Origin of the sequence: Pectobacterium aroidearum (genome assembly GCF_015689195.1) — a bacterium.
GTDB classification, from domain to species: Bacteria; Pseudomonadota; Gammaproteobacteria; order Enterobacterales; family Enterobacteriaceae; genus Pectobacterium; species Pectobacterium aroidearum.
In genome coordinates this window covers 3278928-3301739 of the sequence record NZ_CP065044.1, presented here as the reverse complement: position 1 = coordinate 3301739, position 22812 = coordinate 3278928, and the positions used below count along the sequence as shown (strand labels likewise).

Annotated in this window: 18 protein-coding genes and 1 pseudogene; 7 read left to right on the top strand and 12 right to left on the bottom strand. The window is 53.2% G+C overall.

The window, feature by feature from the left end; all coding sequences use genetic code 11:
* Positions 1–2: 2 nt before the first annotated feature.
* From I2D83_RS14820 to I2D83_RS14795, 6 genes are all read right to left on the bottom strand, one after another.
* Positions 3–941, bottom strand: coding sequence for a LysR family transcriptional regulator (locus tag I2D83_RS14820; RefSeq protein WP_180777375.1), 939 nt, complete (start codon positions 939–941; stop codon positions 3–5).
* A gap of 136 nt (positions 942–1077) precedes the next feature.
* Entirely contained in the window at positions 1078–1836 is a 759-nt protein-coding gene (locus I2D83_RS14815; RefSeq protein ID WP_205946808.1) for a CDP-diacylglycerol diphosphatase, read from the bottom strand.
* Positions 1837–2068: 232 nt separating this feature from the next.
* On the bottom strand, positions 2069–4078 hold the full coding sequence (locus I2D83_RS14810; RefSeq protein ID WP_205946807.1) for a TonB-dependent siderophore receptor: 2010 nt from the start codon (positions 4076–4078) through the stop codon (positions 2069–2071).
* 196 nt (positions 4079–4274) lie between these two features.
* Complete coding sequence (locus I2D83_RS14805) at positions 4275–5522, bottom strand: MFS transporter (RefSeq protein WP_205946806.1); 1248 nt, start codon at positions 5520–5522, stop codon at positions 4275–4277.
* The gene (locus I2D83_RS14800) at positions 5519–5941 is read right to left on the bottom strand and encodes a hypothetical protein (RefSeq protein ID WP_205946805.1); all 423 of its coding nucleotides are present in this window, start codon (positions 5939–5941) and stop codon (positions 5519–5521) included. The genes I2D83_RS14805 and I2D83_RS14800 overlap by 4 nt, the downstream gene beginning before the upstream one ends.
* Positions 5942–6054: 113 nt before the next feature.
* The gene (locus I2D83_RS14795; protein WP_015839711.1) at positions 6055–7023 is read right to left on the bottom strand and encodes a helix-turn-helix transcriptional regulator; all 969 of its coding nucleotides are present in this window, start codon (positions 7021–7023) and stop codon (positions 6055–6057) included.
* Between I2D83_RS14795 and I2D83_RS14790 the strand changes: the two genes are divergently transcribed.
* The 3 genes from I2D83_RS14790 to I2D83_RS14780 are packed head-to-tail and all read left to right on the top strand — an operon-like array spanning position 7023 to position 10918.
* Entirely contained in the window at positions 7023–7238 is a 216-nt protein-coding gene (locus I2D83_RS14790) for a hypothetical protein (protein WP_205946804.1), read from the top strand. The two genes, I2D83_RS14795 and I2D83_RS14790, sit on opposite strands and share 1 nt — an antisense overlap.
* Positions 7239–7271: 33 nt before the next feature.
* Positions 7272–9098 (top strand): ABC transporter ATP-binding protein, encoded by a 1827-nt coding sequence (locus I2D83_RS14785; RefSeq protein ID WP_277395606.1) that lies wholly within the window; start codon positions 7272–7274, stop codon positions 9096–9098.
* Positions 9098–10918, top strand: coding sequence for an ABC transporter ATP-binding protein (locus tag I2D83_RS14780; RefSeq protein ID WP_205948197.1), 1821 nt, complete (start codon positions 9098–9100; stop codon positions 10916–10918). Before I2D83_RS14785 ends, I2D83_RS14780 begins: the two co-directional genes overlap by 1 nt.
* Positions 10919–10953: 35 nt before the next feature.
* On the opposite strand, the gene I2D83_RS14775 is transcribed toward I2D83_RS14780, so the two are convergent.
* Positions 10954–11691 carry a LuxR family transcriptional regulator gene (locus I2D83_RS14775; RefSeq protein ID WP_015839714.1) on the bottom strand — a complete coding sequence of 246 codons (738 nt, stop codon included), beginning with the start codon at positions 11689–11691 and terminating at the stop codon, positions 10954–10956.
* Positions 11692–12187: 496 nt separating this feature from the next.
* On the opposite strand from I2D83_RS14775, the gene I2D83_RS14770 reads away from it, so the two are divergent.
* The gene (locus I2D83_RS14770; protein ID WP_015839715.1) at positions 12188–12802 is read left to right on the top strand and encodes a TetR/AcrR family transcriptional regulator; all 615 of its coding nucleotides are present in this window, start codon (positions 12188–12190) and stop codon (positions 12800–12802) included.
* Here the strand turns inward: I2D83_RS14770 and I2D83_RS14765 are convergent.
* Positions 12780–13307, bottom strand: coding sequence for a PqiC family protein (locus tag I2D83_RS14765; RefSeq protein WP_241007316.1), 528 nt, complete (start codon positions 13305–13307; stop codon positions 12780–12782). The genes I2D83_RS14770 and I2D83_RS14765 overlap by 23 nt on opposite strands.
* A pseudogene (locus I2D83_RS22410) lies at positions 13290–13523 on the bottom strand (mammalian cell entry protein); the annotation flags it as partial. The pseudogene I2D83_RS22410 and the gene I2D83_RS14765, both read right to left, overlap by 18 nt.
* A 537-nt stretch (positions 13524–14060) precedes the next feature.
* Here I2D83_RS22410 and I2D83_RS14760 point away from each other — a divergent pair.
* Complete coding sequence (locus tag I2D83_RS14760) at positions 14061–15026, top strand: chemotaxis protein (protein ID WP_015839721.1); 966 nt, start codon at positions 14061–14063, stop codon at positions 15024–15026.
* Positions 15027–15180: 154 nt separating this feature from the next.
* Here I2D83_RS14760 and I2D83_RS14755 read toward each other — a convergent pair whose 3' ends face one another.
* Both I2D83_RS14755 and I2D83_RS14750 read right to left on the bottom strand, forming a co-directional pair.
* Positions 15181–17403: a TonB-dependent siderophore receptor gene (locus I2D83_RS14755; protein WP_205946803.1), complete on the bottom strand. Its 2223-nt coding sequence runs from the start codon at positions 17401–17403 to the stop codon at positions 15181–15183.
* A gap of 178 nt (positions 17404–17581) precedes the next feature.
* Positions 17582–18868 (bottom strand): TetR family transcriptional regulator, encoded by a 1287-nt coding sequence (locus I2D83_RS14750; RefSeq protein ID WP_205946802.1) that lies wholly within the window; start codon positions 18866–18868, stop codon positions 17582–17584.
* A 93-nt stretch (positions 18869–18961) separates the two neighbouring features.
* Here I2D83_RS14750 and I2D83_RS14745 point away from each other — a divergent pair, with 93 nt between their 5' ends.
* On the top strand, positions 18962–20218 hold the full coding sequence (locus tag I2D83_RS14745) for a multidrug effflux MFS transporter (RefSeq protein ID WP_205946801.1): 1257 nt from the start codon (positions 18962–18964) through the stop codon (positions 20216–20218).
* Between the two features lie 99 nt (positions 20219–20317).
* Here the strand turns inward: I2D83_RS14745 and I2D83_RS14740 are convergent, their stop codons facing one another.
* Positions 20318–21586, bottom strand: a complete 1269-nt coding sequence (locus I2D83_RS14740) for a CitMHS family transporter (RefSeq protein ID WP_181829599.1) — start codon at positions 21584–21586, stop codon at positions 20318–20320.
* Between the two features lie 443 nt (positions 21587–22029).
* Here I2D83_RS14740 and I2D83_RS14735 point away from each other — a divergent pair, with 443 nt between their 5' ends.
* Positions 22030–22791: an IclR family transcriptional regulator gene (locus I2D83_RS14735; protein ID WP_181829531.1), complete on the top strand. Its 762-nt coding sequence runs from the start codon at positions 22030–22032 to the stop codon at positions 22789–22791.
* Positions 22792–22812: the final 21 nt, after the last annotated feature.

The following is a 22812-nucleotide window of genomic DNA, read 5'->3' as shown; positions in this document are numbered from 1 at the left end:
GCTCACAGGGTCGGCAGTGCCGGAGCGGGTGAGCGCAGTTTGTCCTGCGCCAATATGGCTTCAATCATCAGTTCAGCCAGCGGAGGCAGCGTTCTCTGCAAACAGGTGACAATGCCGAAACGGGTTTGCATGTTTCCCCATTCCGGTGGTGTTCCCGTCAGCGGAATTTCTACCAGCTGGTGGCTTAATCGTCCCAGTGCGAAGCCATCCTCGCTGGCGAAGCTGATGGCCTGCGTATGCCGCAGGATACTGAACACGGAATAGATATGGTCACACTGAATTTGCGGCCGATAATCGGGCTGGCGTGTTAAGGCGGCCAGCACCTTGCGCATACCGACGGGCATAAAAGGGGACGCGAGTGGAAAGCGCAGCAGATCGTCCGGCGTCACGGTTGCCTGTTGTGCCAGCGGGTGTGAAGAATGGCAGATAAAGAAGCAGCGCTGCTGGCTTAATGGCTGCACGTGGAGATGGGTTTCCATTTCGGCCTGCCAGGTATCGGCAACGATAAAAGGCCATTCGTCGGCCAACAGTCGCTCACGGAGAGACTGCCAGTTATCCACGCTGTAGGTGACTCTGGCGCGTGGGCGAAGGGCATGGAAATGTGCGACCGCCTTGGGGATCAGCGTGGTAGAGGGGGCGGGGCCACAACCAAACGTCAGTTCACCTTCCTGCGCCTCGCTGATCTGCCGCATGTCGGTCATCAGCTCCCAGGACAGCTCCTGCATGCGTCGGGCAAACGGCAGCAGCGTATTACCTTGCCACGTCAGCGCAAAGCGACGGCTCTGACGATCGATAAGCGGATGTCCCATCGCTTGTTCCAGCGCCTGAATGCTGCGGCTGAATGCCGACTGTGACAAACAGACGGCTTCTGCGGCCTGTACAAAACTCCCATGTTCGGCCAGTGCAAGAAAATTGCGTAATTGCCGTAAATCCAGATGCATGTTGCAGCTACCTAACATATCGATTTTCCCCACTTTTTAGGCGGAGGTTGGCTGGCAACGCAATGAATAAAAAGTCATAAGTTATAGCGAATTGATTGCTAACGGTCTTCAGTCCGCCGTCTGACGCGGCCAGCGGCTATTTCGCCAGCGCACAGGAAAAGTCCTGAATTTCTTCCACCGATCCGAGATTCATATTGAACACATCAAGGCGACTGGCGAGCAGCACCTTTTCGCCTGCGGGCGTGGAGACCATCGCGAGGCCGTATTTGCTGATAGATTCATTCCGCTGCTGGGCGTAGCGATCGAGTGTTTTGAACGGATCGCTTTGCGTCAGTTCGTTCGCTGTGAGCGTTTTTGCCAGATAGACGTGTCCGTTAATTTTCACAGGCAGCGTTTTCCAGTCGGCAGAGAGCGTTGGAAACTGCTGGTTTAACGTCTGATAAATTTCCGGACGCAGACAGGCGATGTGGATATGCAGCTGGTTTTGCGTACGGCCGTAGCGTGAGTTAATCGCCAGCGAAAGATAATCATCTTTGATCGGTTTACCCGCTTCGTGCGACAGATGGCCGCGTCTGTCCCATGCCTGCATAAAGAAATTGGGTATGTTTTGCTGCAAGAGTTCAGGGCTTTCGATACCGCTGATTTTATCCGTCGGGAGCAGCAGGTCGTGATAGGGGCCGTTTCTGTCATCAAAGAGCACGTAGCCTTGCGCCAGATTGACTTCCAGACAGGGCGCGGAATTGCCATTACGCTGCTGGTTGGGCACGCACTGTTCGCTGACGATCTCCCACAGCGCGTTGCTGTTTCCCCGGCTAACCTTCCACCCTATTGCCGCGGCCGCTGCGAGTAAAATGATGGCAGAAACAGTGAAGATCAAGATCGTGTTGCGTTTCATGACGGGTCTCCGGCAGGCGCACAAAGCGCCAGGTAGCAAGGAAAAACGGGGCATGATAAGTCAGTGACAAGCCAGTATGGGACAGCGGCGATGTCATTAATATGACTTTGGTGAAAGGAGAAAGGCTAATCGGTAAGGGATTGTAAGAGAGAACGGTGGTGAAATAGCACACGACGCTGCCTTTTAACCTGTATAGCAATATGATTAAAAGGCAGCGGGAAAACGACAGAAATCAGAACAAATCGACCCGCACGTCCACGCCAACGGTTCGGCCTTCATTGACCTGTGCGTAGCCCGAGGTGCCGCTCATGAAGCCAAAGGTGCGGTAGCGGCGGTCGAAGACGTTATCCACATAGCCAGCGATATTCACCCGGTCAGTGGCCTGCCAACTGAGGCGCAGGTCGGTCGTGGTATAGGTGCCCTGACGCAACGCGTTGTCGCCGTCGAAGTAGTGCGGACCTACTACGTTGAAGGCCAGGCGCGGCATTAATGGGCCGAATGAGGTATCAATCAACCCGTTCAGGCTGGTACCGGCACCGTAGCGCGGTACGAAAGGCACGCGTTTATCCTGATAGCTCTCACTGTCACCGGTAAATTCAGAACGGACATAAGTGCCGTTGATATCCCATGACCAGTTGGGAACGAATTGCCACTTCAGCATCATCTCTACGCCGCTGGCGTCGGCGCTGCCTGCATTGCTGAGTGTTTGCATACCGACCGGGCCGGAATACAGCTGCATATCACGCGTGTGGGTATGAAACACGGCACCCTGAAGTTGCACATCGCCGTTCTGATAGCGCGAGCCGATTTCATAGTTAATCGATTTCTCCGCATTATAAGGAATGGCCTGAGTGCCAGCGGCGGGCGAGTAGTTAAAGCCAGTTGGCTTGTAGCCTTGCGCGACGCGGGTATAGACACGCCAATCATTGTTCAGCAGGTAGCTGGCGGAGAGCTGTCCCAGTACCTGATCGTCATCAACGCTATTGCTGTCGCTCGCGCTCATGCCGGAGAACTGCTGGTGGTAACGGGTTTTAGCTTTATCGTGCGACACACGCAGTCCGCCGCCCAGATCGATACGGTCGGTCAGGTGCCAGGTCAGATCGCTGTAGGCGGCTACCGTCTCCGTTGACGTGTTGGCATTGCTCTTCATGAACGGAGAGCCTGCCATGCTATAGGTTAAATCAAGTTTTTCACGCGTGTTCTGTCGGTAAAGGCCGAACACTATATCCACCGTGCGGCCTGCGCCGTGTGTCGCTGCACGCAATTCCTGCACGTCCTGATTCCAGCGCTCCGGCATGTCGGCAATCAGCGTACTGTTCGGGAAGGTGCGCTCGTAATTTTGCTGCTGCCATGCGCCGATCAGGCTGAAGATCCAGTTGTCGGTAGTGTATTTCCCGCTCAGCGACTGGCTATGGGTGCAGCGGCGTAGTTTGGGATCCGGCGATCCGGCGGCGATCTCCAGCGTCCGGCTTTTCACATCGCCAAACGGCAGATAGGTATCCTGCGTGGCGCGGGTGCAGTCTTCCGTTAGCGCCAGACTGGTTTCCCACGGTTGGCCCTCGGGAGCCAGACGTAGCCGAAGGTTCCCGACGCTGGACTTTGTCCCGCCGAGGTTATCGCTGCCCGTCGCGGGGTTGGTCATCGCCCCCGAATCGACCTGACGCAGCAGGGTGACACTGCCGTATAGCAGGCCATCCTGAATGGGACCGCTGAGATTGATTTTGCCGTGATAGCCATCGCGGCTGGCTACGCCGCCCTCGACATAGCCACGCGGCGTGCTGTCCGGCTGCTGAGTCACGATATTGATAATACCGCCCTGTGCGCTTTTACCGTATAGCGTTCCCTGCGGGCCTCGCAGCATTTCGATGCTTTCTACATCGGAGAGTGCCTGCACGGTGTGAGTGGCGAGCTGTGGTACGCCGTCCACGTAGACCGTCACCGCCGGGCTGTAGAAATCCTGTGCGGAAGACACGCCGCGCAGTGAGATGGAGGGGAACAGCAGGCTACCGTTATTGCCGAGATTCAGGCCGGGCATCACGCGGGTCAGTTTGTCGGTGCTGGTGACCCCCGCATCTTTCAGTTCCGGTGCCGTGACGACGGTGGAAGAGACGTTATTGGCCGAGGCAGAATAGGGTGACTGTTTGCTGGCGGAGACAACAAGCGTATCTTCCTGAGCGGCAAAAGCACAGGAAGAGAGAAATATGCCGGTTAAGGCAAGCGGATAAAGACGCGTTATTTTCATTATTAAATCCCTGAAAAGACTAAAATCGATGTCAAAGGCAACGGTTTTCATCACGTCACGCTTTATTGCGGTACGAAAAGCGCGTAAGACAGAGAATGATGAAAGTTAAATGATAATCGTTTGCATTTTTTGGGCTACCCGTATCGGGTCTATTTCAACCCGAATACAGCAGCCGTCCTGCCCGTTTTCTCTGTGGTCAATCTTGTCCTCGCTGGCTGACGGTAGCGGGTGTAACGCCGTCAGAAAACACGCGAGAAAGCCGTAGAGATAGCCGTTTGGCAGGCCACAGGCTGGCGATGGCGAAGCAGGCCAGTACGCCCAGCGTGGTCTGATAGTTTGTGTAATGTGCTAATTGGAGTGCGGCGATCGATACGATCATGGCGACGGCGGCATCGGTGGACTGAAACAGCGCATAGTCGGACGCAGGTTGATGGGGTCTGACCAGTCCCATCAGGACGTTGTATAACGTGACAAACCCAATGGCGGCGGCCAGATTGACCACGCCAAAGAGCGCGATCCAGAGATTCAGCGTAAACAGCGGATAGCCGACGGCCAGCGCGACGGCGAGTAGCGCGTGCGTGACCATCACGGGCAGCAGGCAACGCAGTGCGCCCATGCGACGAATCAGGACGTTGGCGAGCACAATCCCTACGCCGCTGACGACGGTGCTGTACACGGTCATGATCATACCCAATTGGCTCAGGCTAAGCTTTTGGTCGATCAGCATGACGGTCTGTAGCGCCATCATGCCGCGCATTGCCAGATAGAAGATGGCCGTGAAGGCTAATACCGGCCAGAGTGCTTTAAACGTCAGACGGTTGAGCGTTGGGCGTATGGTTTGCTGAATCTGATGATGCTGAATTTGAGGTTGCCGGGTATAGCGCAACGGCAGGATGAGCATCAGCAGCGATAAACCCGCCAGTGCGAAGAAGCCACCTCGCCATCCCGCCTGTTCTGCAATACTCAGGAACGCATAAGAGCCGAACAGAATCCCCAGATAGCTGCCGCCGACCTGTGCAGTATTCGCCAGCGCGCGACTGGCAGCGCTGGTGGTACAAATCGTGATGCCGTCGGCATAGATATCGTGGCTGGCGGAGAGCAGCGCTAACAGCATCAGCGCGATGACAATAGCCAGAACAGACTGCTCCGGTGAAATCATGCCAATCCCGCCCAGCATTATCGCCATCGCGATCTGGAGTAGTACCAGACTGCCTAAATAGGGATTACCACGCAGAGGAAGTGCGTGACGCTCGCCCCACGGTGCCCAGAGGCATTTGGCAATCCACGGGAGAAAGGTCAGCGACAGCCAGCTTAACTGCGCAAGATCCAACCCCGCGTGGCGAAAATAGCCCGCCACGCCTTGCATAATGAGTGCGGTGATCATGCCCTGATGAAGATAGAAACACCAATAGGGCAGATAGCGTGTTATCGGGCTGTCTGTCATGGTTTGTCGCGATCCAGCAGCGTTAGCGCCAGCGCCTGTGCTTCCAGTGAGGTGGCTACAACATAATAGACGTAAGGTGCCTGCCCGGACTGCGCCCAGTTCTCCGCCCATTCCACGTATTTTTGCCTTTGAACGTCGTCGCTTTTGATACGAATGGCACCTGCGCAGTATTGCTGTTGCTGGCTCAGGTTATCGCGCGTCCACTGGAGGTAAGCATTCATAAAAACGGGTGAGCGATGGGGCAGGTCGGCGCCGGTCATACAGAGTACAAAGCGTTCTTTTCTGGCATACAGCTGATTGATCTGCGCCATATAGTTAGCGGATTCCTCGTCGGGCACCTGCTCCGGCATATGTAAGAAAACTATCGGCCAGGCGTGTGTATCAAGGAAAGTGTGTGGCGTTGCAATGGAATCGGGCATGACGGTTTCTCCGGCTTATCATGGAGAAAATGATAATCATTCGCTATTGTGGCGCTACCCGAATCCAGTCTATTTGTACCCGTATCGGGATGAACAGTGGCGCTGGCTTTCCACTAAATGTTCAGGCGCTTGAAAGCGGAAGGTGTGACGCCAAACTGCTTTTGGAAAGCGGCGCTAAAGTGGCTGGCGTTGGCATAGCCCAGATCGGTGGCAACCACCATAACGGGGGCACCTGTGGCAAACAGGCGACGCCGCGCTTCGTGCATACGTTCGGCCTGGAATAACCCATAGATGCTGTTATTGAAGAGCAGGCGAAACCCACGTTTCAGCTTGAGTACGCTTAATCCGGTTTCTCTGGATAGCATGGCGATAGTGGGTGCCTGTGACAGATCCGCTAACAGCAGATCTTTGGCGCGCAGCAGCTTGTGGCGATCGGCCAGACTCAGCGTGTCCTGCTGGGGGGCGGTGTCGGCATGTCCGGCGACGGCGAGACTCACCATAATCATGCTTTGTCCCAGCAGCCACAGCGGTGCATGGCGGCTTTCACCGACCTGCTGCGGATGCGTCAACCCAGACAGCGCATGGCTTAATACCTGAGCCGTTGCCCGCATTTCGGCGTTGCAGTCACAGTGGGTGCAGAGCCTGCCGGAATCCAACTGCTGTTGCAGGTTACCGGCGAGATCCGGCACCCAGTTAGCCAGTAGCTCGGGGCTTAGCGATACGGTGACACTTTCAAACTGCCCGGCGTAAGACGATGTACCCTGACAGTCTGGGGTGTAACTAATGCAGCCCGAACCTTGCTTCAGCAGATGTTCACGCCCCCGATCGCCTTTCAGTGCAAATTGCGAATCTCCCTGCAATGAACAGGAAAAATTGATGCGTCCCCAGTCGTCATGCAAATGCATGGTGGTGGGCTGTCGGAACTGTCCACGCCACACCAGAATATCCAGCCCTTCCTGAAGCGTGGCGCGCAGCAGGCTACAGTCCGCACCGGTGTCCGGCCGCACAACGTGCAGTTCAGCAATCAAATTTGAAATAGTGACTTCAGGTTCGCTGGTGGCTTTCAGTGGGGAGGCGTTCAATGGGCAGACTCCTGGAGATGCTGGTTGCGGTCATCGGACGACCCGGCCATTTGGCGATCCGATCGTTGAACGATCATGGCAACGCGGCTGATGGCGGTAACTCCGTACCGATTCGGGTAGAAATCGGCTCGAATCGGGTAGATACGCAATTGAGAATAGTTATTATTCCTGACTTTATTGCCGCCGTCGAGTTGATTTGCTTACGTTACGAGTAAGCGACTGTGCGGGAAGGAGAAAAGAGAAAAACTATGCCACATTCCGCTGTTGAGGGCGGTTCATCCGCTGCCACGCCGCCTTCTACGCCACAGAGCCGTGCCTGGCACATTATGCACCCTGTAAGAGGGCAGATTCGTTTGGCGATGTGCCTGTCAGGGCTGTCGGTTCTGGCTGGTATCGCATTTCTGCTTTTTCTGGCATGGGGTATCCGACTGCTCATTTTACAACCCGCGTCATGGCCGTTGTTGACGATAGTCGGGGCGGTACTGTGTTTGAGCGCCAGCTATCTGCTGCGTTTGCTGGCTTTTGACCAGTCTCACTATGCCGCATTCCGGCTGGAAAACCAGATTCGCATCGCGCTGGCAGAACAGCTGGCGCGGATCCCACTGGGCGAGGTGCGGCGTCTGGGTACGGGCTCGCTGGCGAAGATCGTGCAGGACGATGTCAAAGCGCTCCACCTGTTTGTGGCGGACAGCACACCGCTCTATGCGCGTGCTTTTGTGGCGCCGCTGTGTACGGGAGCATTGTTGTTCTGGCTGGACTGGCGCTTAGCACTGGCAGCCTTGCTGGTGCTGCTCGTCGGCGCTGCCGTGCTGACGCTGGCGATGCGCGATGCCGGTGAGATGAACCAACGCTATAACCAGGCGCGGGAAGCGGTTAGTACGGCAGTGATTGAATTTGTACAGGCGATGCCGGTAGTGCGTACCTTCGATACTGGCGCGTCAACGTTTGGACGCTACCAGCAGGCGCTGGAACATTATCTGGACGTGCTCACGCGCTGGTATCAGCAGGCGGGTTTCTCGGCGCGTTTCTCCTTCGCGATACTTAATCCGCTTCCAACGCTGCTGGTGCTGTGCTGGGTGGCGTACGGTTTCTATCATTCCGGCGATCTTGATTTCAGCCTGTGGGTAGCGGTGCTGCTGCTCGGCAATGGCATGGCAGAAGCCATTATGCCGATGATGGCACTGAATCACATGGTGGCGAAAACCCGATTGAGCATCAGCCGGATTCAGGACGTGCTGGCATTGTCGCCGTTGCCGGAAGCGGAAAATGATGCCTTACCCGTTGATGCCAGTGTGAGCTTTGAGCAGGTGAGTTTTCGCTACGACCTGCACGTGAGCGACTGGGTGCTGGAGGATGTCAGTTTTCAGGTGCCAGCAGGATCGGTCACGGCGCTGGTAGGCGCATCTGGCGCGGGGAAAACCACCGTGGCGCGGCTTATTCCTCGGTTTTGGGACGTAACCGCCGGGCGCATTTTGATTGGTGGTGTTGATATCCGACAGATGAAAACCGCCACGCTCATGCAGCAGGTGTCGTTTGTTTTTCAGGAGTCTTTCCTGTTTGCGGACACTATCGCCAATAACATTCGGCTGGGTGTGCCGGAGAAAAGCATGGACGAGGTGATTGCCGCCGCAACGGCAGCGCAGGCGCACGATTTTATCATGGCTCTGCCGCAGGGCTACGACACGCCAGCCGGTGAGCGCGGCCAGTTCCTTTCCGGCGGTCAGCGTCAGCGCATCGCCATTGCGCGGGCGCTACTGCATAACCGGCCGATTCTGGTGCTAGACGAACCCACGGCGTTTGCCGACCCGGAAAACGAGGCAGCACTGCTGGCGGCGCTCGGCGTACTTATGCAAGGTAAAACGGTCATCATGGTGGCGCATCGACTGTCGACGATTCGCGATGCCGATCAGATTGTGGTTTTCGATCGCGGGCGGCTGAGCGAGTCGGGTCGCCATGATGCGCTGTTGGTTGCACAAGGCCGCTATAGCGAACTGTGGCGGCATTACGAGCAGGCGCAGAATTGGGCGTTAGGCGGCGCATCATCAGTTAATGGGCAGGCAGGAGAGCGGGTGTGATGAATGAAAAGCGTGCCTCAATAAACAATATCACCATAAATAATGCCGCCATAACGGCGCGGCTATCCGCGTGGTGGCACACGTATCGTCAACTGGAACGCGTCACGGGTTCGCAGGTTCTCCACTTCCGTCGGTGTTGCCTGAGCTTGCTGGCGGCGGCTGTTGCGCAAGGGTTAGCGCTGGCGTGCCTGTTTCCGCTGCTGTCTGCGTTCACGCGCGCGGCGGCGGTTCGCGAGATAGCGATATGGCTGACGATCATGACATTTCTGAGCCTGTTGACGCTGGTACTGCGTTGGTATGGTCAAGGATTTGAATATCGCGGGCAGCTTGCGGCGGTGACCCATGAACTGCGTATGCGTCTGGGAGAACAACTGCGGAGTATGCCGCTGAGCACGCTTCAGTCCGCACGGGCGGGGGATATCAACGCGCTGCTGCTAGGCAGTGTGGATGAGAACCTGAACTATATGCTGGCGATAGTAAACCAACTGCTGCTGGCTATTGTGACGCCTGTCGTGATTGCGCTCATCATGCTGGTGGTCGAGTGGCGGTTAGGCGTCAGCCTGTTGCTGCTTTTTCCCGTCATCGCGCTGCTTTATCGCTGGAGGCGGCCCGCATTTGCGCACACGATGCAGGCGCTGGCGGAGGCTAACCAGCAAACCAGCGCCGATATTGTGGAATATGTGCAGGGGCTTGCCGTCCTGAGAACCAGCTGTCAGCAGGCTGAGCGCACATCGGCGCTGCGTCAGCGTTTTCAGCATCTACAGCAGATACAAACGTCATCTCACCGTCGCGGTGCCAAACCCGGTGCGGTGGTCGCCAGCGTCGTGGAGTTGGGCCTTCAGGGTGTGCTGATTCTGGGGATCAGCGGCGTTGTGGTGGGGGCGTGGGATGCGGCCATCGTCGCCGCGATGATGGTCATTGTCGTGCGCTTCTCTGAACCGCTGGCGACGTTTGTCAGCTATACGGCCGTGCTGGAGTTGATTGAGACGGCGCTGCGTCGGATTGACGATCTGCTGGCCATTGAACCGCTGCCACTGCATCAGCCCGTCGCGGTGCCGACAACATATGCGATTACGTTCGAACAGGTGAGTTTTCACTACGTGGATGAGGCTGAACCGGTACTCGATGAGATAAACATCATGCTACCGGAGAAGGGAATGACGGCGCTGGTCGGGCCGTCGGGTTCGGGGAAAACGACGATAACACGACTGTTAATGCGTCATGCGGATCCGCAACGCGGGCGCGTTTGTATCGGCGGCGTGGATATCCGCCACATTCCAACACGTGAATTAAATCGGCTGATTTCCGTGGTATTTCAGGACGTCTATCTATTTGATGATTCGGTGTTGGCAAATATTCGGATGGCACGCCCGGAGGCCAGCGACGCAGAGGTTGAACGGGCTGCGGAGGCCGCCCAGTGTCTGGAATTTATTCAACGGCTACCGCAGGGATGGCAAACGCGGTTGGGCGACATTGGCGGCCGATTATCCGGCGGTGAACAGCAGCGTATTTCAATCGCGCGAGCCTTATTGAAGGAGGCGCCAATTGTGATTCTGGATGAACCGACAGCGGCGTTAGATACCGAAAGCGAGCTAGCCGTACAGCGGGCGATTGACAGGCTGGTACAGGACAAAACGGTCATTGTTATCGCACATCGGCTATCGACGATCGTGGGGGCACATCGCATTCTGCTTGTGGAGAAGGGCGTTATTTCCCAGCAGGGAACACACCACGAATTACGGCTTGCTGAAGGGCGTTATCGCGCGTTGTGGAATGCACCGCAGAAGAGTAAACGTCTATCCCATAATGCTCAGGTTTAAGGGGCATGTGGAGGGTGGAATAGACTTGATGAGATTCATGAGGGTTCAGGTTTGATGAGCTGTAATTCTACGCCCAGCCTGATGGCATGCTTGGCATTGAGAACACCCAGTTTTTTTACCACATTGCCAATATGGAATTTCACGGTGCTGATTTTGATATCCAGAATCAGCGCAATTTCCGGGTAGGTTTTTCCCATGCTGGCCCAGTACAGAATTTCGTTTTCACGCTGGGAGAAAATCTCTTTGTCGCCTTGTTTTCTGCTCTGGGTGCTTTGCGTCATCTCTTTGTAAAGCGTGGTGATTTTCTCATGAACGGTGATGAGCAGCATTTGCAGTTTGTCTTTGTTTTCCTCGACAATACTTTCAATATCCGTTGGTGAGTGCTCTTCAAACATAATCGATAGGGCTGCCAGATTATTATTGTTGTCATGCAACACAAAGGTGTAGCCATTAACAATATCGTACTCTTTTGACAGATTAAAAATCTTGGAGAACTTCAGCTTAGAGTTAATAACGATGTTGTCTTCCCAGGAGAAAGGCGAGACTTTATTTATCGCCGTCAAAATAACCGGGTCGATATGCTGATAGTTATTTTCTTTATAGGTATTCACCCATTCCTGCGGGTAATTTGAGATGATCACAACCTGAGACGGGTTTTTCTTGTTCATGATCATGTAAGCATATTTCAGGTCGCCATACTGCTTTAACTTTCGGCCGAGATAGCTTTTTATCGTGTTATTGATAATTTCATTATCAGAGCAAAATACAGACATGTAACGGCCTCAATAAAAAGCAAGAATGTACCCATGATATAGATGACGTCATAAAAGTATAGTGCTGACCTATACCTAAGTCTAACTACTGTTACTCCATGATATCACTTATAATTTTTTCATGAACAGGGCAATTTATAAAAAATTTAAGAAAGTAAATTTTAAAAAAAATTGTTACAAATTGATTTGCCAACCCAGGGAATTACCCATAATTTTGTCTCTGTTCTGTCTACTGAATTTAGGGCGTGTGGCATCAAACCACACGCCCTAAAAACGGGTATCCCGCCATTCGGAGCTGGATAGTAAATAATCCGTTTTCGCTTATCAACCCTCGTCGTCTTTCGCTGTTCATCATCATGCTTTTCTTGTCTTTTCTCCCGTTCCTACTGGCTGTGGTACCGTCTTGTGTAAAGAGGCGGCGATGAGGCTAATGTTTTGATAATATTGCTATATCGAATCCTATTTTGCTCGTCAGCCTCGGTTGGCAGGAGTGGTGATGAAAGTCCGAACTAAGGCGCGTCGAGAAGCTATCGTTAAAACGGCGGCGCAGCTTTTTCAGGAAATGGGCTATGAACGGGCCACCATGAATGAGCTTGCGAAGCGGGTCGGCGGTTCCAAAGCGACGCTGTATGGGTATTTCTCAACCAAAGAAGCGCTGTTTACGGCGGTTGTTCGTGAACATGCGACGATGCATCTGTCTGAGGCAACCGCCGAGCTGGTGACAGACATGCAGGTATCCGAAACGTTGGAGGTACAGCTAACGCGCTTTGGCGAACGCATTCTGTATGTGCTGACCAACGATAGCAGCGCCATGGCGATTTATCGCATGGTGGTGGCGGAAGCTGGACATTCCGATATTGGTGCGCTGTTTTATGAATCTGGCCCGAAAGAGAATGTCGATAAACTGTCTGAACTGATGGCGGCGGCGATAGCGCGGCAGGCGCTGAAAGCAGGGGATCCGCGCGTGCGGGCGCTGCAATTTTTGGCGCTGCTGACAGCAGAAATTGATGACCGCATCTTCCACCGCCATTTACAGCCCATGAGCCTCGAACGCATTCGTGAGATCGTAGGAAATGCGGTCAGTATGTTTATGGCTGGAGCGGCGGCGTAAGGCAGGTTCCTTGGCGATCCGGCATCCAGCGGGCTGCCGTCGTCGCGATGTGCTCCGCTAGCCGAGTGATGATCTGCTGCTGAGCGTGCAGCATCGCACTATCACCGCCAACTGCCCGTTCGGTAAACTGGCTACGACAGAGCAGCCGTTCACGCTCATTGCCTTTCCCGACGGTGCTCAGGCTCCAGTCGGCGTCAAACGCCACAGATTGACCGGGCCAGCTATCAAACCGCCGAACCTGAAGGTGGATTCTGACCACCGGTATACCTGTCGGACGCATCAGTCCTGAAACATCTTGTGTGTGGAGACGCTGCACCAGATTGGCGGACAGTGCGGTACGGATCTCTTCACCCAGAGGGCTGAGCCAGCGTTCGTTATCCAGTACGACAGCGCCGCTGTCACCCTGTCGAATCACAAGCTGCGACGTATCAAGCTGCGCTGGCACGCCAACGGGCAGCACATCGATGAAAAAGGGAACTGAGTGCGCCGTGGTTACGTGGCCGATTTTGACGCTAGAGAATTCAACGGGTGCACCGATCTCCAGACCGTGTAGTGAACGATCAAAGCGGAGTTTGAAGAGGATGGGTGGACCATCGGGCGGCGATAGGGCCGATTCCCGATCGCTCGCCAGTTTGTAGGTCGTCAGCGGTTCCGGTCGGGCAATCGTGCTGTCCAGATCGGGAGTGGAAAATGCGATGCCGCCAGCCTGCGAGTACGACAGCCAGAACCAATACGGTAGGACGTGCAACCCGGGATAATGTGAACATATGAGAATCCTGTAAAGAGAACCGCGAATAGCGTGATAACACGCAGCCTTAGCGACACGGCGTTCAATGATGGTCGCCATACGTATTTTTAAAACTAAACCGTACGGTATAGTTTTATTTTTTTCTGCTTATTGTGTCAAGAGAGGCGCGAGGTTTTCTTCTCAGGCAACATTTCTGTCACGATTTGGGATAAGGTGTTGGCAAATTCTGCCGATATTAATGGTTCAGGGAATGTTATCTATACCGTAAAGGATGCTAGCCGACTGTTACACTGAAGAGGGCTGATATCCGTCTACTGGTCCGATGATTTCCATCGTTGGACGATGAAGTTGACACAATTAACAAGTTTTTTACGTTTGACGCTGGATAAGATTGAAGAACACGACTATCACGTACAGTGGAGCGGCCAGATGTTAGTTCCTGTTTACTCACATCTCGAATGTTGCCTGATTACGCTATACCTATAAATAATGACTCGCACTGAGGAAAGCATGGATAATTTTCAAAAAGAGATTGATGAGAGAACAAACCTCACCTCTGCTAATAAATTCGAACTCTTATTATTCCAGCTGGGCAAATCACCTGAAGGTGGCAAATCTGAGCTGTTTGGCATCAACGTGTTTAAACTGCGTGAAATTGTGCCAATGCCTACATTGACCAAAGCGGCTGGCATGAAATCGCCGATGCTGGGTATGGTCAACATTCGCGGGCAAATCATTCCCGTTATTGATCTTCCTGCTGTGGTCGGCAGTTCACCGGATACGGGCCTGAACATTCTCCTTATCACTGAGTATGCTCGCAGTACGCAGGCATTCGCAGTGGAATCGGTAGACGATATTGTTCGTCTGGAATGGAGCCAGGTTCTGGCTGCTGAAGCGGGCGTGAGTAGCTCGTATATCACCAGTATCGCGCGTCTTGATAACGACAAAGACAGTAATCGTCTGGCACTGGTGCTGGATGTTGAACAGATTCTGTTTGATATCATTCCTGGCGAGCGCGAAACTAAGCTCAAGAATTCAGAAGAGAAAATTTATCCCTATACGCCTGGGGCAATTGCGATTGTGGCGGAAGATTCCAAAGTTGCTCGTTCCTTGCTTGAGCAGGGACTGACCCAGATGGGCATTCCGTTTAGTATGCACATCACCGGACAGGATGCCTGGAATAAGATTCGACAGATTGCGCAAGAAGCGCAGTCGGAAGGCCGACCTATTTCGGACAAGATTTCACTCGTCCTGACCGATTTGGAAATGCCGGAAATGGACGGCTTTACGCTGACCAGAAATATCAAGCGTGAAGAATTCCTGAAGAATATTCCTGTCGTGATTCACTCTTCACTATCGGGTAGCGCGAACGAAGATCACGTACGCAATGTGGGTGCAGATGCCTATGTCGCGAAATTCGAGATCAACGAACTGTCGTCGGCGATTCAGACGGTGCTAAATAAAGTACGTCGTTAATCGTTCTGGCAGTCACAACATTCGGCCTTTGCCTCCTCCTTTGCGGAAGAAGACAGAGGCCGATTTTTTTAGCTGCTAATTCTCTGAATACCGTACTTTCCGGCTCTTAAACACGCCGAACCAGAAAGGCGTCACTGTCAGAAAAGGATGACGATCAGAATGAGGTGGTTACCCCTGCATAGTAAGCGCGTCCCGGTTCGTTATAGGTAGACGCACCTTTCGCCTCGCGATAAATCTGCTTATCAAACAGGTTACTGATACCGGCATTGACGCGCAGGTTCTTGTTGAACTGGTAGTTCACGCCGACGCCCGCAACGGAGTAGCTGCCGATTTCACGTGAGGAAAGTCCGCTGTTGTACTCTGTCCAGTTCGTCGCGTATTGACGTGGCTTTTGTTTGCCGTACATCGTCCAACTGACGTTGGCGGACAGTTTATCCGTAGCCTGCCAATCCAGCATTGTGTTGACGGTGTATTTCGGGATGATCGACAGCGGATTACCGGTGTCTTTATTTTTTGATTCAATCATATAGGTGGCGTTGGTGCTCCAGTCCAGTGTGTCTTCCACCACCGGCACCAGCAGGTTGGCTTCCAGCCCCTCGACTAGCGCTTTACCGCCATTTTCCCAACGCAAGATCGCTGCGTTTGATTGCGTCAGCCCAAGAATATCCGTGCCGGAAACAATCTTGTTTTTATAGTCATTGCGGAAATACGTCACACCGGCCTGCCAGCCGGCATGTTTGAATTCCAGACCGATTTCTTTGTTGACGCTGATTTCGGGATTCAGGTTGTCATTACCTGCCAGATAGCAGCCGCCGCCGTTATTATAATCCACGCCGAACGGGCAGCCGTTACCGCGTGAATAAAGCAAATAACCGGTAGAGGATTGGTAAAGGTTTGGTGCTTTAAAGGCGCGAGCAATACCGGCTTTCACGCTGAACATCTCGCCCAGTTCCTGCTGGATGTTCAGGCTGGGGCTGTAATTGCCGCCAAATTTGTCATGATAATCAAAGCGCAGACCGGGAATCACTTTGGTGCCGGGTACGACTTCGATGTTATCTTCAAAGTAGAGCGCACTGAGTTCAGCGCTGTTTTTGCTGCTACGCTGGCTAGGTTCTGCGGAAATACCACCGATAGTGGGATCGGTTATGTTCCCTGAGCGATCTGTGGGGCGATAGCCTGTTGAGGCAGGATCGTTTAGCTGTTCACGATTCCACTCTGCGCCTAGCGTTAGGGTTTGTTCTACCCAGAAATCTAATGGAATATTCAACTCGCCATTCAGACGGTAATTCTTCAGACGACTGGTCTTATAATCCCCATCGGCAGCAATAGCCCCTTCTGTTCGACCAGTGAACCCTTCCTGCATACGGGTGTTATTCGTTTGATCATAAGAGAAACCCAACTTGGATTGTCCCCAATCCCAAATGCCATTGTGCGTTATCGCATAATTCTGGCGATAAAGCCGGTTGGTTTCTGCTCCACGCTGAGCCAATGATTCAGGTACGTTGCTACCCAGTGAACTGGGATCAAGGCTGAACTGGGTATCGCCAGTATAGATATTACCCTGACGGCTATAGCCCGCTTCAATATCAACAATCTGCTGCGGAGAGAGTTTCCAGGACAGCAGGGTATTGAGGTCTTTATTGCGCACGCCTTCGCGTCCGGCCGCGGCAGAACCATTCTGGTTACGGTTGATATCCCAACTGTCGGAATCGGTTTTATTGATATTGCCGTACAGGCGCATGGTGAGCGCATCACCAGCCAGCGGGCCGCTTAGGTTGATATTGGTGCGGCGTGTGGCGCCTTCTTTGCTGTTTTCCGGCTGATTGCCGTACAGCGAGAGTGAACCAGTCCAGACGTTGGATGGACGTTTGGTGATGATATTCACCACGCCGCCCGCCGCGCCGGAACCGTAGCGCGCTGCCGCCGGGCCACGGATGACTTCAATACGTTCCACGTCTTCTACCGGCACCCAGTTCGTATCGCCTCGGGTATCCCGTTCACCGTCCCAGGCGTAGCGAATCGCGTTACGTGAGGTCACCGGACGGCCATCAATGAGAATCAGCGTATTTTCAGGCCCCATGCCGCGCAGATCGATCTGGCGGTTGTTGCCTCTGGCGCCGGTGGCGCTATTACCTGTGAGGTTCACGCCCGGCATCTTACGAATGATTTCTGAGAGATCGTTAACGGGCGGCGCTTTTTTAATATCGTCCGCCGTGATGATCGACACCCCAGGCTGCTGTTTTAACTCCTGCTCGGCAGTGGCCTTAACGGTCATCACATCCTCATCGGCAGCCTGTGCGGTGCCTAAGTGTGCTCCGAGTAGTCCGGCAACGATCAGTGCCAGTGGTTTTATGGTATGGAATTGCTGTTTGTGCATTTTTTATTTTTCATCCCTAACAACGCGCATATGTACGAATGCAAACGAGAGTTATTTGCGTTTGATAGTTTGATAAAAAATAGTACATATGTACATTTTTTATTGTAAAGGGCAGACAGGAGGAGAAGCAGACCGGTAATCATTGGGGAACGGTTTTCCCGTGAGAAAACCGTCTGGCTTAGCGAAAGGCGTTATAGAGCGCAGAAACTGACTGATAAACCAGATCGCGCGGTAGCGTGCGTTCGTGTTTTTCCAGCAGCGCGCGGATGAAAAAGCCGTTCATCAGCGTACCCAGCGGCAGCGCGGCGCTGTCGGGAGTGACCACTTTGATGATGGCGACAACGGTGTTAGACCATTCGAGCGCGATAGGGCGCAGGGAAGGGCGTGAAATGGCGGCGGTGAAGAGTTCATACTCACGCGCCAGATCGTCAATATCTTCAATGCCGCGCATGACAAAATCGGTCAGAACATCACGCGGGTCGTCGTGGCGACGCTGATGAAACCAGCTAAACATGTCATCGCGAAATAGGGCAATCGCACTGCGCATTACCGCATTCAGCATGTCGTCCAGACTGTTAAAATGGTAGGTGGTTGACCCTAAAGGTATGTGGGCTTCATTCGCAACAGCACGATGCGTTAAGGCACTGATGCCGTCACGTTTGATGATGTTCGTGGCCGTCTCGACAATATGTGCGGCACGGGAATGTACAGCTTCCAACCCTGTACCACTCGGTGCGACGCCTTTCTCTGCCAGCCAGACGATCGCCTGTTCGGAGATCGTTTCTCCTGCGGGAATAGAAGGCGTTTCTTGCGAATAAGCGGTGGCGGTCGCTGAGGATGTGACGCGGTGATCCGCAGTGGTATATGCCGTCAGCATATCGGCGTTATCGTCCGACTGGAACAACGATTTGGCATCATCAATCATCGTCTGCCGTTCCTCGCGATCCAGCGTCACGAAGCCCAGTCCCTGCAACAGAAAAACGCCTTCTGTGGCAAGAAACGCCAGGCGGATACGCTGCATGGTCGGCGTGGTGTCACGTAGTCGATCCAGCCGGATGCGGTAAAATTCCCGCACGGGTTCCAGCATCGCGGGGGAGTGAACCAGTGCGGTGAGCAGACCCACCGCGCGCGATGTTGTCTCGTCCTCTTCCTGACCTATCGCCGCTATGTGGCCCAATACATCGGCGTAAGGTCGGTTGGCGTAACGGGCGGTTTGCTGCTGCGCTTCCTGTTCAAAACGCGCCAGCTCACGCGATAGCATCGTCATGATCAACAGGTCTTTGCTGGGGAAGCTGTAAACCAGTCCGCCTTTACTTATGCCAGCTTCGGCGGCAACGGCATCTAGCGTAAAACGATGCACGCCATCGCGCAGCAGCACTTGTTCCGCAGCGTCCAGAATCTGATCGTTTCCAATAGTTTTTTTGCGCGCCATCACATTGCCTTGTGTTTTCGACTGGTCAGTCATATATTGCGCTCAGCAATATGCATCTTAGCCGATTCGCACTCCCTTTGCTGTCGGTTATTCATGATTGAGTGGTCTATTTTTGAGGTGTTATCGATGTCTGATTCGTCTTTACTGGCGTCGCGCAGTTTTATTCTCATCGGCATTTTAGGCATTCTGTGCGCGTTTGATGCCATGTCGATTGATATGTATCTCCCGGCTTTCCCTGCGATCCAGCAGGATATCGGGGCGGACGCGGCGGGAATGCAGACCTCGCTGTCGGTCTTTTTGATCGGGCTGGCGCTTGGTCAACTGGTCTATGGTCCGTTGACCGATCGCTATGGTCGAAAAGGGCCGCTGCTGCTGGGCATTGTGCTGTTCTCTGTGTCTTCTTTGCTGATCGCCCATGCTTCCACGCTATCGTGGTTTGTCTTTTTCCGTCTGATGCAGGGCCTCGGCGGGGCCGCTGGATTGGTAATCCCGCGTGCCATCGTGGCAGATTTGTATTCAGAACGCGATGCTGCAAAAGTGTTCTCGCTGCTTATGCAGGTGATGGCTATAGCGCCGATTGTCGCGCCGCCATTGGGCAGCGTGCTGCTCGGCACGCTGGGGTGGTCAGCTATTTTTTGGGTACTGACGGTTGTCGGTATGCTGATGCTGTTCGCCACCTGGCGCTGGGTGCCGGAAAGCCTGCCGAGGCGTGACCGCGTCGCCGGCGGCACGTTGTCAGCGTTAACCGGCTTTGCCACACTCCTGCGGCAGAGAAAATTCATGGGTTATACGCTGTCTGGTTCTTTCGTGATGGGCGGTCTGTTTACCTATATTGGCGCGTCTGCCTTCATCTTTATTGAATATTTTCACCTGTCGCCCACGACTTACAGCTACATTTTTGCGTCGAATGCGCTGGGCATGGTGGCGCTGGGACAAATGAATATCTTTCTGCTGAACCGCTGGCGTGAATATCAAATCTTGCCGGTTGGGATCGCCCTGCATGTCGTGGGAGGGCTGGTACTGTCCGGCGTGCTGCTGGCTGGCATTGCATCGCTGTGGGTTGTCACGGCATTGTTATTTTTGACCATGAGCTTCCTGAGTCTGGTGTTCGGTAACGTGGTGGCTGTGGCGATGAATGCGGCACCGGGGCAGACTGGTTCGGCTTCCTCGCTGCTCGGCGTATTGCAGTATGTTTTTGGCGGGGTCGCTGGCGTGATCATGGGTGTCGTGCATGATGGCACGCTGCTTCCGCCGGTGATATTACTCACGGCCTGTGCAATAGGCGCACTGCTGAGCTGGTGGTATGCCGCGCGGCAGGCGGATATCAATCGTGTAGAAGAGGCGTTGGCCGATGGCCGCGTGCCGGAAAAGGAAGGGCGCTGAAGATGAATTGGGATGCCGCCTGCATGGATGCAGGCGGCAGAAGATTAATCCAGATCGGATGCCTGATGACGCTCGGCGACCTGTTGGGTAACGCTATTTCTATTGTGTGGCACCACCTTCCAGAGGAAGAATTCCCAGGAGGATGGCTCCAGCCAACATGCATAACACGGTTCCTATCGCCCATTTCAGACTGGCGCGTTGGTTTAGACCGTAATCAAGATTAAGAATACCCACTAACAGGTATGTTGATGCTACGAGAGGGCTGAGTAAGTGGACAGGCTGACCGATAAGAGAGGCAATTGCCATCTGCATTGGAGTGATACCGTAGTTTACGGCGGTCTGTGCCAGGATGGGGAGTACGCCGAAATAAAAGGCATCATTAGTCATAAAGAAAGTAAACGGCATACTTAACAGCGCTGTGATCACTCCAAGCCAAGGCCCAGCTTGGGGTGGCAGAGACGTGATAAGGCTATTTGATATAGCATCGACCATCCCAGTGCCGGATAGAATGCCCGTAAAGATCCCCGCAGCAAAAATGAGAGACACGATAGCTAGTACATTGTCTGCATGCTTGGCAATCAGCTCTTGCTGTTTTTTGATATCAGGAAAGTTAATGAGCATAGCTAGTGCGAAGGCAATCATGAAAAGTGCAGCCATCGGCAATACACCAAGTATAAGCATGGCCAGCAATACGATGGTAAGAAGAGAATTGATGATATAGCGACATTCTCTGATGGTGGCGCGTTGTTCGGTATTTTCACTTATCTCAAGCGTGACAGTGCCTAGGCGGCGCCGTTCACGTAGTCCGAAGATAATAGAGACGGAGATCACCCACGCCAGGCCGAAAAGCATAATGGGCATGAGATACATAAAGAGCTCGCCCAGATCAACTTTCATTGCACTGGCTGCGCGCGCAGTTGGACCTCCCCATGGAATCATATTCATGACGCCAACGGAAAGCAGTAGCACGGTAGCCATGTACTGAATCTTGATGCCGAGACGGCGATAGAGAGGAAGAAGGGCCGTTGTACAAATCAAATATGTAGTCGCGCCATCGCCATCCAATGCCACGCTAATGCCGAGAATTGCTGTTCCCAGAATGACTTTCAACGGGTCGCCTTTCACAATCCGAATAATGATTTTGATAAATGGATCGAATAATCCTGCATCGGTCATGACACTGAAATAGAGAATGGCAAATGTAAGCATGACGCCGGTCGGCGCCAAGAGTTTTATGCCGTCCATCATCATTTTTCCGAGTTCAGCATGGAAACCTGCGATGATCGCAAAAATGAGCGGTACAAGGATCAACGCCAATAATGCTGAAAGTCGCCGAGTCATAATGAGTAGCATAAACACGGCGATCATAAGATAGCTAATAATTGTCACTGAAGTCACCTGGCTGTCGGATTGATGGATGTTCTGTCTGGCGAAACTGTGTTCTGTTTAACTTTTGCTAATGAATGGTTTCGGCGTCAAGAATAAATGTGAATGGAATGTAAATTTTTTGAGCTGAATCGTGTTTTATTGCGCATGTGTTTTATTGCGTATATAGAAAGCGTGTCATGCTTGGGACATGTTTTACATGTGGCCTGATTTTGCTCCGTAAAATAAAGATGCCCACCGTGGATAAGGTGTAGAACATCCTTCCCCGTGCGGTTTTCGTTGCACTCGTGCGGGGTGTTGGACCACACAGAGAATTAAGCGACATGGCTTCACGCCGGCTTGTTCATTCTTGCAGTTCCTGATTATGTTCATTAAGTTATATACAATTCGTCCTTGGTAGGGCGGTTTTGGACTACGGAGTTTTTATGGCGGGAAAAAATGACGCATCTTCAGCGGTGAACGCTTCGGCTGAAGGCGGTGCTGCGGCAGTAGACAGAGCTTTCGGTATTCTGTCTGTTTTTGATAACGATGCTCCGTTTCTTACGCTCGCTGAAATAGCCAGACGTACTGGGTTTTACAAAAGTACTATTTTGCGTTTGCTGAGTTCACTTGAGAAGGCGGGGTTTGTGCGAAAATCGCTTGATGGACGATACAGTATAGGGCCTGAAGCGCTGAGGTTATCTTCGTTATATCAGTCTTCATTCCACCTTCGCGATATTCTCATGCCCCATCTGGAGCATTTGTCCATGGTGAGTGGTGAAACTTCTTCTTTTTATATTAAAGATAACGACTGGCGTGTGATTCTTTACAGAGTAGAGCCCCAGCGTGCGGTAAGGGTTTCTGTTCGTGAAGGGGACCGGTTTTCACTTAACTATGGGGCGTCGGGGAAAGTGCTTAGCGCCTTTTCGGAAGGGGAAAACCCACAGCTTGAGCGTATCCGTGAACAGTTCTGGGCTGAGTCATTTGGCGAACGTGATGCTGAAACGTCTTCTGTATCCGTGCCAGTGTTTGGTGTGGGAAACCTTATACGAGGGGCGCTGACTCTATCGGGACCTCGTGACAGATTCACCAGCAAAGAAATCCATGAAATGTTAGGGGTGCTTTTTCAAGGGGCGATTTGTATCACTCGAGAACTTGGTGGTGACCACCACTCACTGTCAACTGCCAGCCAGAACGTCATTTACTGACAACTTATTGGTACCTCATGC

Excerpts from the sequence above, each read along its gene's own strand:
- I2D83_RS14775 (WP_015839714.1), bottom strand. The coding sequence starts at position 11,691 with ATGTCTGTATTTTGCTCTGATAATGAAATTATCAATAACACGATAAAA.
- I2D83_RS14785 (WP_277395606.1), top strand. The coding sequence starts at position 7,272 with ATGCCACATTCCGCTGTTGAGGGCGGTTCATCCGCTGCCACGCCGCCT.
- I2D83_RS14815 (WP_205946808.1), bottom strand. The coding sequence starts at position 1,836 with ATGAAACGCAACACGATCTTGATCTTCACTGTTTCTGCCATCATTTTA.
- I2D83_RS14735 (WP_181829531.1), top strand. The coding sequence starts at position 22,030 with ATGGCGGGAAAAAATGACGCATCTTCAGCGGTGAACGCTTCGGCTGAA.
- I2D83_RS14800 (WP_205946805.1), bottom strand. The coding sequence starts at position 5,941 with ATGCCCGATTCCATTGCAACGCCACACACTTTCCTTGATACACACGCC.
- I2D83_RS14755 (WP_205946803.1), bottom strand. The coding sequence starts at position 17,403 with ATGCACAAACAGCAATTCCATACCATAAAACCACTGGCACTGATCGTT.
- I2D83_RS14820 (WP_180777375.1), bottom strand. The coding sequence starts at position 941 with ATGCATCTGGATTTACGGCAATTACGCAATTTTCTTGCACTGGCCGAA.
- I2D83_RS14810 (WP_205946807.1), bottom strand. The coding sequence starts at position 4,078 with ATGAAAATAACGCGTCTTTATCCGCTTGCCTTAACCGGCATATTTCTC.
- I2D83_RS14805 (WP_205946806.1), bottom strand. The coding sequence starts at position 5,522 with ATGACAGACAGCCCGATAACACGCTATCTGCCCTATTGGTGTTTCTAT.
- I2D83_RS14745 (WP_205946801.1), top strand. The coding sequence starts at position 18,962 with ATGTCTGATTCGTCTTTACTGGCGTCGCGCAGTTTTATTCTCATCGGC.
- I2D83_RS14770 (WP_015839715.1), top strand. The coding sequence starts at position 12,188 with ATGAAAGTCCGAACTAAGGCGCGTCGAGAAGCTATCGTTAAAACGGCG.
- I2D83_RS14740 (WP_181829599.1), bottom strand. The coding sequence starts at position 21,586 with ATGATCGCCGTGTTTATGCTACTCATTATGACTCGGCGACTTTCAGCA.
- I2D83_RS14780 (WP_205948197.1), top strand. The coding sequence starts at position 9,098 with ATGAATGAAAAGCGTGCCTCAATAAACAATATCACCATAAATAATGCC.
- I2D83_RS14790 (WP_205946804.1), top strand. The coding sequence starts at position 7,023 with ATGGGCAGACTCCTGGAGATGCTGGTTGCGGTCATCGGACGACCCGGC.
- I2D83_RS14760 (WP_015839721.1), top strand. The coding sequence starts at position 14,061 with ATGGATAATTTTCAAAAAGAGATTGATGAGAGAACAAACCTCACCTCT.
- I2D83_RS14750 (WP_205946802.1), bottom strand. The coding sequence starts at position 18,868 with ATGACTGACCAGTCGAAAACACAAGGCAATGTGATGGCGCGCAAAAAA.